This is a genomic window from Nitrospirillum amazonense, assembly GCF_007828045.1.
GTDB classification, from domain to species: Bacteria; Pseudomonadota; Alphaproteobacteria; order Azospirillales; family Azospirillaceae; genus Nitrospirillum; species Nitrospirillum amazonense_C.
The window spans coordinates 109,031-120,867 of record NZ_VITN01000007.1; the positions used below are offsets into that span (position 1 = coordinate 109,031).

Here is an 11,837-nt window from a genome sequence, read left to right on the forward strand (position 1 = left end):
CGGCGCCTCAGCGGACCGACCGGATCGGCAACACGAAGAACGAGGAGGCGAAGACGAAGAGGATGGCCGCGATGAACAGCACGCTGTAATCGCCGCCGGACAGGCCCAGCAACCAGGCCGACATGACGGGGCTGATGGCCTGCGGAATATTGATGGCCGTGGTCAGGATGCCCAGATCCTTGCCGGTGGACCCGGTGTCCCGGGGCAGCACCTGGGTCATCAGCGCCATGTCCACCGCCGTGAACGCGCCGTAGCCCAGCCCGACGATGCCGGCATAAAGGTACATCCCCTCCACCGTCGGGGTGATCAGCGGGACCACGCAGGCCGCCGCCATGATGACGGAGGAGAAGAAGACGAAGGGCTTGCGCCGCCCCACCCTGTCCGACAGGAAGCCGGAGACCAAACCGGAGAACAGCAGCATGACGAAGGTGATGGCGGAGATGTTGCCGATGACGACGTTGGCCTGGTCCACCGACAGCTGGATGTAGTCCCGCAGGATGTAGAGCTGGTAGGTCACCACCCCCTGGTATCCCATATAGATCGTGAAGCGGCCCAGGAAGGCCCAGCCGAAATCGGGATGCTTGCGCGGATCGATCCAGAAGCTGCGCAGGAAGCCCGGCAGGCTGAAGGGCGCGGGCTTGAGATGTGCTGATGGCACCTCACGGTTCAGGAAAACGAAGGCGACGCAGCAGGCCGCGACGGCCAGGGCGAAGACCAGGTAGCCCAGCACCAGCTGGCCGGCCAGCTGCCCCGCCACGATGATGCCCACCGTGCCGCCGGCCGTCATGCCCGCCCCGATGAAGCCCGAGGCGGTCCCCCGGTTGGCCGGCGCGAAGCGGTCGGCCACCACGGTGGACAGCGGCCCCTGCATGGCGTTGTAGGCGATGGCCGCCATCACCCACAGCACGGTGATGGACCACAGGGACGTGACCAGCGACACGCCGAACAGGCACATGGACCCGATGAGGGAGGCCAGGGCGATCCACGGCGACCGCCGGCCCCAGCGCGACCGGGTGCGGTCGGACAGGGCGCCGGCGATGGGGGTGGTCAGCGTCGAGAAGATGGACGTGATGGACATGACGATGGCGAGGTTCGCCGCCTTCGCCGCCGGATCCAGCGCCGCCACCTGGTTCGGCAGCAGCACCGAGATGACCCCATTGTAGAGGGCCAGCAGCACGAAAAAATTGATCAGCAGCGACCAGAGCAGGACCCAACGCCGCCGACCCGCGACATGCTGGCTGGTGTCTTCCGCCGGGGCGGAGGGAAGGGGGACGTACATGGGAATGTCGCTCATCTTTGGTTGATCTCTCCCTGACTGCCGTCATGACCGGCCCTCTTGGGTGGGGCCGCTGTCGATTGACTGTCTATCGATGCATTATCCGCCGACCAGCCGGTAGATCCGCCGCGCCGTCTCCCGGAACACGGCGTCCCGCTCCGCCTGGGTCCAGCCCGCGGCGATATCCTGGAACACCGTCAGCCACGCCGGGTAGCCGCCGGCCAGGTCCACCACCGGCCAGTCGCCGCCGAACAGGCAGCGCCCGGCGCCGAAGCAGGCCAGGACATGGTCGATGTAGGGCCGCACATCCTCCACCTGCCAGCCGTCCCACCGTGCCTGGGTGGTCAGGCCGGAGATTTTGCAGGCCAGGTTGGGGAAGCGCGCCAGCCGGACCAGGGCGTCGGCCCAGCCGTCGGCTTGGATGTCACCGCCGTGGGTGGCGATGTCGGGCTTGCCCAGGTGGTCCAGCACGGTGACGGCGCCCGGCACCGCCGCGTACAGATGGTCCAAGGCATGGGCCAGATCCGGCAGCTGCGGCGCGCGGGCGCAGATGTCCAGGCTGAACCCCGCCCTCGCCGCCCGCACCATGCCGTCCAGGTGGTCAGGGTCGGTGACGAAGGCCAGCGGTTCGTTCTGCACCGACCGGCGCACGCCCCGCACCAGGGCCCGTGTGGCCAGGGCGTCGATCGCGGCCTGCGCCCCCGCCCCCCGTTCCAAGGGCGCGAAGGCCACGATGCCGCCCACCGGCACGCGGTCCGCCAAGCCGGCGACCCAGTCGACCTCATCCAGCGCCTGGGCCGGATCGCAGTCCGCCTGCACGAACACCGCCTGCTCGATGGGCAATTCCATCGCCGCCCATTCCGCCGAGGTGTGCGGCCCGGCGATGGAAGGAACATGGGACAGCCAGTCGTAGCGCAGGCGCGCCGGATCCCAGAGATGCAGATGGGCGTCGATCAGCATGGGCTTACCCAGCCCGCGCCAGGCGAACTTGCGGCGGGGCGGCGCCCAGGTCGGCGCGGTCCAGGATGGCTGGCCGGCGCCAAACGCGCCGCGCCTCCTCGCTCAGCACCAGGCCGTGGCCCGGCGCCTCCCGGCCGTAAATGTAGCCGTCCTCCATGCGGTAGCTCTCCTCCACCAGATGGTCGAAGTTCTGGTAGGAGTATTCCAGCCACTCGACCTCCGGCAGGGCCAAGGCCATGTTGACGCCGACCTCCAGGAAGGAGTTGCCCAGCGTCACCGGCACCACCTTCTCCGCCGCCAGCCAACCGATGCGCATGACGTCGGTGACGTGGCCGTGGACGTTCAGCATGTCGGCCCCGCCCGCCTCGATCAGCGCGCGCTTGCCCGATACGTCCAAATATTCGCCGCTGTTGATCAGGGTGCGGCCGGCCGTTTGGCGCAGCAGGCGCAGGCCGTCGAAATCGTTGCGCTGGATGGGATCCTCCAGCCAGAAGATCTCGTGCCCGGCCTTGCGCATCAGCTCCAGGTTCAGGATGGTCTGCTTGGGCGTCCAGGCCTCGTTGGCGTCCACCATCACGGTGGCGTCAGGCCCGACGGCCTGCTTCAGCAGGTCCAGGCGGTGGATGTCGCGCCCGATCTCCGGATGGCCCACCTTGATCTTGAAGGCGGTGAAGCCCTCGGAGGCCGCATGGGCGAACAGGTCCTGGAACGCCCCGTCGTCCAGGTGGAAATCCAGGCCGGAGGCATAGGCGCGCACCTTCTGCTTGCGGGCCCCCAGCAGCCGCCACAGCGGCAGGCCCACGGACTTGGCGAACAGATCCCAGACGGCCTGCTGCAACGCCTCCTCGAACGGCAGGGTGTAGCGCCGGGCGATGCCGCCGCGCGGCCGGGTCACCCGATGGGCCAGGGCGCCGGACTGCTGCCCCTCCAGCCCAGGCCACACCTCCGACTGGAAAACGCGGATGATCTCCGCCTCCTCCGGCAGGGGGAAGAACAGCGACTGGACGAATCCCAGGCCCGCCGAGCCATCGGAACCGACCAGTTCCAGGGCTGCGACATGAACGTCATCGGTCCGGACTTGGCTATCCCCGATGACCCGATCTCGGGCAAACTGGAATCGTGTGATGCGGAAGTCGACGATCTGCATTTTCACCGCTACACTCTATTCAGATATCGATATCTGAAATATCAGGACACGAATTAGATATGGCAGCGGCACGCAAAAAGCAAGCGGCAAACGCGGCGATCGAGGACACCGGCAGCGCCCCGGAGGGCAAGCGCCTGAGTGAGATCGCCTACAGCGCCATCCTGGAAGGGCTGTTCGCCCGCAAGGTGCCGGCCGGCGCCTTCGTGTCGCAGAATGACCTGGTGCAGCTGCTGGGCATCCCGGTGCAGCCCTTGCGCGACGCGCTACGCGTGCTGGAGGCGGAAGGGGTGCTGACCATCCATCCCCGCTCCGGCATCCAGTTCCTGAAGCCGGACTTCGAATTCGCCCGATCCACCTATCAGTTCCGCTCCATCATAGAGCGCGCGGCCGCCCGCACCTATGCGGAAACCGGCGACGCGGCCGAGATCGCGGCCCTGTTGGCCGACCACCAGGCGCTGATCGCCGCCATAGAGAAGGACGGCCTGACCCCCACCCTGACCCAGACGCTGGAGGGGCTGGAGCAGCGCTTCCACGGCGCCATGATCGCCTGCCTGCGCAACCCGCTGATCGAGACGACGGCCCGCCGGCTGAAGAACTACGTCACCCTGATCCGGCTGGAACGGCTGATCACCCAGCCGCTGGCCCTGCGTACCCTGAATGAACATATCGAGGTGCTGCGGGCCTGCACCGACCGCGACGGCGACCGGGCGGAGGCGGCGCTGACCGTGCACTTCCAGGCGGCCCTGCAACGCATCCTGGGCATGTTCTGAGTCGTTGGCCTCGCGCCGTTGACATATGAATTGACGTATCTAATATATCAGTTGTGACTCAACCGTCTTCAACCGACTGGATACGTGATGAAACTGGCCCGTTACGGCGCCCCCGGCCATGAACGCCCCGCCCTGCTGGATGCCCAGGGCGCCCCGCGCGACCTGACCGGCATCGTCGATGACATCGCCGGTGACGTGCTGACCAGCGCCGGCCTGGCGCGGCTGGCCGCCATCGATCCCGCCACGCTGCCAGCATTGCCGGCGGGCCAGCGCATCGGGCCGGCCGTCGGGCGCGTGGGCAAGATGATCTGCGTGGGCCTGAACTTCCGCGACCATGCGGCGGAATCCAACCTGCCCCTGCCCAGCCAGCCCATCATCTTCATGAAGGCCACCACCGCCATCTGCGGCCCCAACGACGACGTCGTCATCCCCTACGGCTCGGTGAAAACGGATTGGGAGGTGGAGCTGGGCGTGGTCATCGGCGACACCGCCCGCCATGTGCCGCTGGAAAAGGCGCTGGACCACGTGGCCGGCTATGTCCTGATCAACGACCTGTCGGAACGCGAATTCCAGCTGGAGCACGGCGGCCAGTGGGTGAAGGGCAAGAGCTGCGACACCTTCGGCCCCATCGGTCCCTTCCTGGCGACCAAGGACGACATCCCCGACCCGCAGGCCCTGAAGATGTGGCTGACGGTCAACGGCCACCGCTACCAGAACGGCACCTCGGCGGAGATGGTGTTCGGCGTGGCCCACCTGGTCAGCTACATCAGCCGCTACATGACCTTGATGCCGGGTGACGTCATCAGTACGGGCACCCCCGCCGGCGTGGGCCTGGGCCAGACCCCGCCCACCTATCTCAAGCCCGGCGACGTGATCGAGCTGGGCATCGACGGCCTGGGCACGCAGCGCCAGCGCACCGTGGCCTGGAGCGTGGCCCGGAACACGGTGGAATAGCATGCCGTTCGACCCGTCATCGCTGGGTGCCCTCGGCTTCGGTGCGGCGTCCATCGGCAACCTCTACCGCGCCATGCCGGAGGAGAACGCCGAGGCTACCATCCGGTCGGCCCTGGACGCCGGCATCCGCTACCTGGACACGGCCCCGCATTATGGCTTCGGCCTGTCGGAGAAACGGCTGGGCCGCGCCCTGCCCGCCTTGGACCCGGAGGGGAAGCTCATCCTCTCCACCAAGGTCGGCCGGCGGCTGGATCCGGTGCCGGAGGCCGACCTGAGCCAGGTACGCCAGGGCTTCGTGTCGCCGGAACCGTTCGAGAGCCGCTTCGACTATTCCTACGACGCGGTCATGCGCTCCTATGAGGCCAGCCGGCGGCGGCTGGGGCGGGAGCGCATCGACATCCTTTATGTCCACGACATCGGCCGTTACGCCCACGGCGACCGCCATGCGGAGACGTTCCGCCAGTTCATGGCGGGCGGCTACCGCGCATTGCGGGAGTTGCGCGACGGCGGGGCCGTGGGCGCCATCGGCCTAGGCGTGAACGAGTGGGAGGTCTGCGTCGAAGCGCTGGCCCACGGCGATTACGACCTGATGCTGCTGGCCGGCCGCTACACCCTGCTGGACCAGTCGTCGCTGGACGTTTTCCTGCCGCTGTGCGCGCAACGGGGCGTCAGCATCATCATCGGCGGCCCCTACAACTCCGGCATCCTGGCCACCGGGGTGAAGGGCCCCGGCCCCATCAACTACCAGTACCAGCCGGCCCCGCCCGACATCGTGGCCCGCGTGGCCGCCATCGAGGCGGTGTGCGACGCCCACGGCGTGCCCCTCGCGGCGGCGGCCCTGCAATTCCCCCTGGCCCACGGTCAGGTGGCCTCCGTCATCCCGGGCATGGACAGTCCGCGTCAGGTGGAACGGGCCGTCAGCCTGATCCGCCACCCTATCCCCGCCGCCCTGTGGGCGGACCTGAAACAGCAGGGTCTGCTGCGCGCCGATGCGCCGGTGCCTGTTTAACCGTGCCGCTCCAGTCCGCTGACACTTCCCCGCAAAACTGCGGCGGATACGGTCGCACCCTGCGGCGGCATGAAACATGCCGCCGGTATCACCTGAAGGAAACACCATCATGGGACGCCTTGAAGGCAAGACCGCCATCGTCACCGCCGCCGGCCAGGGCATCGGCCGCTCCAGCGCTGAGCTGTTCGCCCGCGAGGGCGCGCGGGTCATCGCGCTGGACATCAACCCCGAAACGCTGGCCAGCATGACAGGCGTAGAGACCCGCACCCTGAACCTGCTGGACGGCGCGGCCATCCAGGCACTGGCCGAAGATATCGGCGGCATCGACGTGCTGTTCAACTGCGCCGGCTATGTCCACGCCGGCACGCTGGCCACGACGGCGGAAAAGGACCTGGACTTCTCCTACGACCTGAACGTCAAGGCGGCCTTCCGCATGATCCAAGCCTTCCTGCCCGGCATGATCGCGCGCGGCGGCGGCTCCATCGTCAACATGTCGTCGGTGGCGGGCTCGGTCCTGGGCGTGGCCAACCGCTTCGCCTACGGCGTGACCAAGGCCGCCGTCATCGGCCTGACCAAATCGGTCGCCGTGGACTTCGTGGGCTGGAACATCCGCTGCAACGCCATCTGCCCCGGCACGGTGCAGTCGCCCTCGCTGGATGAGCGGCTGGCCGCGACGGGCGATGCCGACGCCGCCCGGGCCGCCTTCGTCGCCCGCCAGCCCATGGGACGCATCGGCCGGCCGGAGGAGATCGCGGAACTGGCGCTCTATCTCGCGTCCGACCTTTCCTCTTACACTACCGGCACGATCAACGTCATCGACGGCGGCTGGTCGAACGCCTGAGATATGGGACCAGGGGAATAGGAACGCGCGGCATGATCATCTCGTCTCCACGGGATTTCCGGAAGGCGGCCGAGCGCCGCCTTCCACGGTTTCTGTTCGACTATGCCGACGGCGGTGCCGGGACGGAGCAGACGATGCGCCGCAACGTCGACGACCTCGCCGACCTGGCGCTGCGCCAGCGCGTGCTGAAGAACGTGGCCGACATCACGCTGGGCACCCGCCTGTTCGGACAGGACCTCGCCATGCCCGTGGCCCTGGGGCCTGTGGGCATCGCCGGTATGTTCCGCCGGCGGGGGGAGGTGCAGGCGGCCCGCGCCGCCAACCAGGCGGGCCTGCCCTTCTGCCTGTCCACCGTCTCCATCTGCTCATTGGCGGAGGTGGCGGCGGGCACGGATGGGCCGCCGTGGTTCCAACTCTACGTCATCCGCGACCGCGGCTTCATGCGCGAGTTGCTGGCCAACGCCAAGGCGCTGGGGGCCAAGGCCCTGGTGTTCACGGTGGACATGCCGGTGCCCGGCACCCGCTACCGCGACGCCCATTCCGGCATGTCCGGCCCCAACGCGCCGCTGCGCCGCATGCTCCAGGCTGTGGCCAAGCCCGCCTGGGCCTGGGACGTGGGCGTACATGGCCGCCCCCATCGGCTGGGCAACCTGGAACCGGTGCTGGGCGACAAGAGCGGCCTGAACGACTATATGGGCTGGCTGGGCTCCAACTTCGACCCGTCCATCTGCTGGCAGGACCTGGAGTGGATCCGCCAGGGCTGGGACGGCCCCCTGATCATCAAGGGCATCCTGGATCCCGACGACGCCCGCGCGGCCGCCGACATCGGCGCCGACGGCATCGTCGTCTCCAACCACGGCGGCCGGCAACTGGACGGTGTGCTGTCCTCGGCCAAGGCCCTGCCCGCCATCGCCGATGCGGTGGGCGACCGCCTGACCGTGCTGGCCGACGGCGGCGTCCGCTCCGGCCTGGACGTGGTGCGCATGCTGGCCCTGGGCGCCAAGGGCGTCCTGCTGGGCCGCGCCTGGCTCTACGCCATGGCCGCGCGCGGCGAGGCCGGCGTCACCCAGTTGCTGGAGATCTACGCCAAGGAAATGAAGGTCGCCATGGCGCTGACCGGCGTGCGCGGCGTGGGGGAGATCGACCGGTCGATCCTGGCGTGACAGGATTCCTTTTTCCATCACGGAACGGGGCGGTCCGGATTGAACCGTCCCGTTCAAGCAGCGTGCGTGATATCGACGCCGGCCCTCCCCCCAAAAAGAACCCCATCCCGTTTCCGGGATGGGGGGTGGGAGGTGGGGGAAAGGCCCCCCGATCCGCAGAAGACCGGATGAGAGATCGGGACCTTAGAACTTCACGCGCACGCCGGCGGCGAAGCGGCGGCCGGTGGTGCGGTACTCTTTGGTGCGGTCGGGCGTGGTGGAATAGATGAACTCGTTCTCGTCCGTCAGGTTCAGACCTTCCAGAGTGAGGGAGATGTTCTGCGTCAGGTCGTAGGACAGGCTGGCGTCCAGCTGGCCGTAGGCGTCGAAATATTCCGGATCGCCGTTGCGGCCGCTGGCCACCTGCAGGAACTTGTCACGCCAGGTGTAGGCCAAGCGGGCCTGGATGCCGTGCTTCTCATAGAAGGCGACCAGGCTGTAGGAGTATTTGGACAAGCCCTGCAGGCCATAGCTGGCGCCGCTGACCACGTTGGCGTACTGGGCGTCGCTTTCCACGTAGGTGAAGCTGGCCTGCCCGCCCAGGCCGTCGAACGGCCCCGGCAGCCTGTCGAACACCTGGCGGTAGCCGACCTCCAGCCCCTTCACCGTGGCGCCCTTGCCGTTGGTGGGCTGGGTCACCTGGAACACCACCTGATCCACCTTTTGCGGCGTCGTGGCCTGGGCCACGAAGCTGTCGATGTTCTTGTAGAACAGTGCGGCCGACAGCATGGAGAGAGGCTGGAAGTACCATTCCAGGCCGAATTCCGCCTGTGAGGCGCGGAAGGGGTTCAGGTCGGGGTTGCCCTTGGTGATCTGCTCGTTGCCCGGGTTGGACAGGATGGTCTGGGCCGGCGACAGGTCGGACAGGGTCGGGCGCGTCATGACGCGGGAGGTGGCGAAGCGGGCCACCAGGTCGTCGGTCAGGTCCAGCTTGACGTTCAGCGACGGCAGGACGTCGGTGTAGTGGCCGCTGAAGCTGATGGGCTGGACATCCGACAGGACGATAAGGTTCTGGCCCAGGCCGTTGGGCCTGGCGCTCAGCACGGTCTGCGCGGCACCGGCGCTGGTGTAGGTCGTGTCCTCGATACGCACGCCGGTGTTGACGGACAGGGGCAGGCCGCCGATCTCCGTCTTCAGGTCGAACATGATGTAACCCAGGTTCACCTTCTCCTTCACGCGGGAGCTGGCGGCCGGGTCGGCCACGGGCGCGGTGTAGATGCCCTCCGGCCGGGACATCAGGTAGTTCACCATCGCCTTGGGATCATAGGTGATCCAGTTGCGGATGATGTTGTCGCTCTGATACTTCGAGAAGAAGTCCATGGTCGTCGGCGTGAACAGCGACGACGGCAACAGCACCGAGCCGCCGCAATAGGCGCAGGACACGGAGCCCGGCTGGCTGATGGCGTCCGCCGTCTTGGTGCGTTCCTGGTGCGACGCGCCGACGGAGATGGAGATGCCGCCGCCCGGATCCCAGGTGCCGTCCAGCTTCGCCTCGTTGACCTCATCCTTGTAGTCGGTGCCGCCCCACAGGTTGTAGTGGGCCCCGACGTGGTTCACGTCGGTCGCGACGTTGGGAATGGTGGGTGAGGTGAAGTTATAGTCGTAGATCGGGCTGCCGTTGCGCCGGTCGAACGTCATGGTCATGTCGCGGCGGCGGATGGTGGAGAAGATGCTGTCTTCCTTGCCGTTGCGCGTCGCCTGCGAGGTGGAGGCGTCGAACACCAGCTTGAAGGCGTCCTTGTGCCAGGCGGTGTTCAGGCCCACCAGATAGGTTTCGGTCAGGCGCGGGGTATAGGTAACGATCTGGTCCACCGTGCCGCCGACGATCTTCTGATAGACGGCGGAGCCGTTCTTGACCACCTGGTCGACCAGCGTGCCGGAGGAGAAGTCGTAGGCCAGGCCCTGCGACTGGTCGATCTGGTCCATCTTGGTATAGAAGCCGTCCAGCGTGAAGGTCAGGTTGTCGTTCGGCTGGTACTGGACGGTGCCGTTCAGGCCCGTGCGCTTGCGCGACGTCTCATAAAAAAAGGGCGACAGGTTGGACGGCATGTCCACGCCGGTGAAGCTGCCCACGCCGGGGGCGGTGCGGCCGTACCAGTAGTCGGTGGGATCGACGTTGCCGCGCTTCACATGGCCGGCGCCGATGTCGAATTCATCGTCGCGGCTGTCGCGCTTCTCGTAAGAGGCCACCAGCGCCACGCCGAAGGTCGATTCCGGGTTGTGCCAGCTGACGACGCCGGACAGCGACGGGTTGGTGCTGTCCGCCAGCTCGCCATACAGCGCGCGGGCGCTGCCGGCCACCACCAGGTCCTGCTTCTGCTCCAGCGGGCGCACCGTGCGGATGTTCACCGTGGCGCCGATGGAGGCGCCGTTGATGTTGGCGCTGGGGCTCTTGTAGACGTCGGCGCCGGAAATCAGTTCGGAGGGCAGGACGTCGAAGCTGAACTCGCGGCCCACGTTTTCCGTGGCCAGGGTGCGGCCGTTCAGGGTGACGGTGTTGAACTGGGGGCCCAGGCCGCGGACCGAGATGAACTGGCCGTCGCCGCGGTTGCGGTCGATGGCGACACCGGTGATGCGCTGCAGGGATTCGGCCACGTTCTGGTCCGGCATCTTGCCCAGGTCTTCACTGGCGATGCTGTCGACGACGTTGACCGAATTGCGCTTGATCTCGGTGGCCACCTGCAGGGAGCGCTTGATGCCCGTGACCACGATCTCTTCCAGGCCCTGGTCGTCGGTGGCCGGCGTCGCCGCCTGCTGGGCGAAGGCCGTGCCTACCGTGGCATGCAGCAGGGCGCAGCAGGCGACACCTTGGGCGAGCCCCATCAACGTACGCTTCATTATGAACGTCCTCTCCCTGATCGATGGGCTTATGGCAGCGAGATGCCAGTGCCCGTTGTTTGAAATATCAGTGCCACGTTATGAAATTCCATGCAACGGCTTTTCTGCGTCCAGCCGTATCAAAATGAGATCGGGGAATGGGTGGCGCGGGGCGCGATTTCGCTACGGCGTTAGGCAGCCGGCAACGCGCGAGGCCGGCGGCATTCGCGCCACCGGCCTCGTTCCAAACCTGCAATGACCGTGACTCGTGGGCAGGCGGCCCCGGGCGCGACGGCCCCGCTTATCCTCGCAGGCGTGAACCTCGTGGCGACCGATCAGGGAACCGACTTCCTTGAAGCCGAGCCGCCCGCGCGGGCCCCCTATCCACTCCAAACCAAACGGGCCCGATTCCGGTTGTAAGGGAGCCTATGAAGCCATCGTCCCGGCACCCCTGTCAGGTCTCCGGCAGCCGGAAGATCAAATGTATGGCGGCAGGCTCGACCTATCAGATCCATGGGCCCCGCGGCCGTGCATAAATTATCCTCAGCTCTCGGCCGAATAACCAGAAATTATATATATTTCAATAATATACTGCTTTGCGGGACCGAGGTTTGGCCACTTTCAGCGCGATTTGGCCACTTAATGTGTTGGGGGACACTGTGATTAAGAAAAGCAAAAAATAGAAATGATTTGACAACGCTGTCAACGCAACTATTAATAACAGAGCTGACACCCGGCAGATACCCGGATGCCGCCTGTGATCCAATCGCCGGCAGCATATGGGAAGCACTTTGCAGAAGCAAACCGCCGGCACTCAGTAAGGTTGAGCCTAAATCTAAGTAAAAAATAAATATATCTCGG

The 11,837-nt window shown here is 66.6% G+C and carries 9 protein-coding genes; 5 read left to right on the forward strand and 4 right to left on the reverse strand.

Annotation, left to right across the window (positions count from 1 at the left end; all coding sequences use genetic code 11):
- Window positions 1–7 precede the first annotated feature (7 nt).
- The 3 genes from FBZ89_RS13495 to FBZ89_RS13505 all read right to left on the reverse strand — a co-directional run bounded on the left by FBZ89_RS13495 (window position 8) and on the right by FBZ89_RS13505 (window position 3,383).
- On the reverse strand, window positions 8–1,294 hold the full coding sequence (locus tag FBZ89_RS13495) for an MFS transporter (protein WP_145750494.1): 1,287 nt from the start codon (window positions 1,292–1,294) through the stop codon (window positions 8–10).
- Between the two features lie 81 nt (window positions 1,295–1,375).
- The gene (locus FBZ89_RS13500; protein WP_211115219.1) at window positions 1,376–2,236 is read right to left on the reverse strand and encodes an amidohydrolase family protein; all 861 of its coding nucleotides are present in this window, start codon (window positions 2,234–2,236) and stop codon (window positions 1,376–1,378) included.
- A 4-nt stretch (window positions 2,237–2,240) separates the two neighbouring features.
- Entirely contained in the window at window positions 2,241–3,383 is a 1,143-nt protein-coding gene (locus FBZ89_RS13505; RefSeq protein WP_145750612.1) for a mandelate racemase/muconate lactonizing enzyme family protein, read from the reverse strand.
- Between the two features lie 59 nt (window positions 3,384–3,442).
- Between FBZ89_RS13505 and FBZ89_RS13510 the strand changes: the two genes are divergently transcribed.
- The 5 genes from FBZ89_RS13510 (at window position 3,443) to lldD (ending at window position 8,120) form a co-directional block, all read left to right on the forward strand.
- The gene (locus FBZ89_RS13510) at window positions 3,443–4,153 is read left to right on the forward strand and encodes a GntR family transcriptional regulator (protein WP_145750495.1); all 711 of its coding nucleotides are present in this window, start codon (window positions 3,443–3,445) and stop codon (window positions 4,151–4,153) included.
- An 87-nt stretch (window positions 4,154–4,240) separates the two neighbouring features.
- Complete coding sequence (locus FBZ89_RS13515; protein WP_145750496.1) at window positions 4,241–5,107, forward strand: fumarylacetoacetate hydrolase family protein; 867 nt, start codon at window positions 4,241–4,243, stop codon at window positions 5,105–5,107.
- Window position 5,108: 1 nt separating this feature from the next.
- Window positions 5,109–6,116, forward strand: coding sequence for an aldo/keto reductase (locus FBZ89_RS13520; RefSeq protein WP_145750497.1), 1,008 nt, complete (start codon window positions 5,109–5,111; stop codon window positions 6,114–6,116).
- A 109-nt stretch (window positions 6,117–6,225) separates the two neighbouring features.
- Window positions 6,226–6,957 (forward strand): SDR family oxidoreductase, encoded by a 732-nt coding sequence (locus tag FBZ89_RS13525; RefSeq protein WP_211115221.1) that lies wholly within the window; start codon window positions 6,226–6,228, stop codon window positions 6,955–6,957.
- 32 nt (window positions 6,958–6,989) lie between these two features.
- Entirely contained in the window at window positions 6,990–8,120 is a 1,131-nt protein-coding gene (gene lldD / locus FBZ89_RS13530; RefSeq protein ID WP_145750498.1) for an FMN-dependent L-lactate dehydrogenase LldD, read from the forward strand.
- Window positions 8,121–8,303: 183 nt separating this feature from the next.
- Here lldD and FBZ89_RS13535 read toward each other — a convergent pair whose 3' ends face one another.
- Window positions 8,304–10,997, reverse strand: coding sequence for a TonB-dependent receptor (locus tag FBZ89_RS13535; protein WP_246172182.1), 2,694 nt, complete (start codon window positions 10,995–10,997; stop codon window positions 8,304–8,306).
- Window positions 10,998–11,837: the final 840 nt, after the last annotated feature.

Coding starts and splice junctions, on each gene's coding strand:
- FBZ89_RS13495 (WP_145750494.1), bottom strand. CDS start 1,294: ATGAGCGACATTCCCATGTACGTCCCCCTTCCCTCCGCCCCGGCGGAA.
- FBZ89_RS13500 (WP_211115219.1), bottom strand. CDS start 2,236: ATGCTGATCGACGCCCATCTGCATCTCTGGGATCCGGCGCGCCTGCGC.
- FBZ89_RS13505 (WP_145750612.1), bottom strand. CDS start 3,383: ATGCAGATCGTCGACTTCCGCATCACACGATTCCAGTTTGCCCGAGAT.
- FBZ89_RS13510 (WP_145750495.1), top strand. CDS start 3,443: ATGGCAGCGGCACGCAAAAAGCAAGCGGCAAACGCGGCGATCGAGGAC.
- FBZ89_RS13515 (WP_145750496.1), top strand. CDS start 4,241: ATGAAACTGGCCCGTTACGGCGCCCCCGGCCATGAACGCCCCGCCCTG.
- FBZ89_RS13520 (WP_145750497.1), top strand. CDS start 5,109: ATGCCGTTCGACCCGTCATCGCTGGGTGCCCTCGGCTTCGGTGCGGCG.
- FBZ89_RS13525 (WP_211115221.1), top strand. CDS start 6,226: ATGGGACGCCTTGAAGGCAAGACCGCCATCGTCACCGCCGCCGGCCAG.
- lldD (WP_145750498.1), top strand. CDS start 6,990: ATGATCATCTCGTCTCCACGGGATTTCCGGAAGGCGGCCGAGCGCCGC.
- FBZ89_RS13535 (WP_246172182.1), bottom strand. CDS start 10,997: ATGAAGCGTACGTTGATGGGGCTCGCCCAAGGTGTCGCCTGCTGCGCC.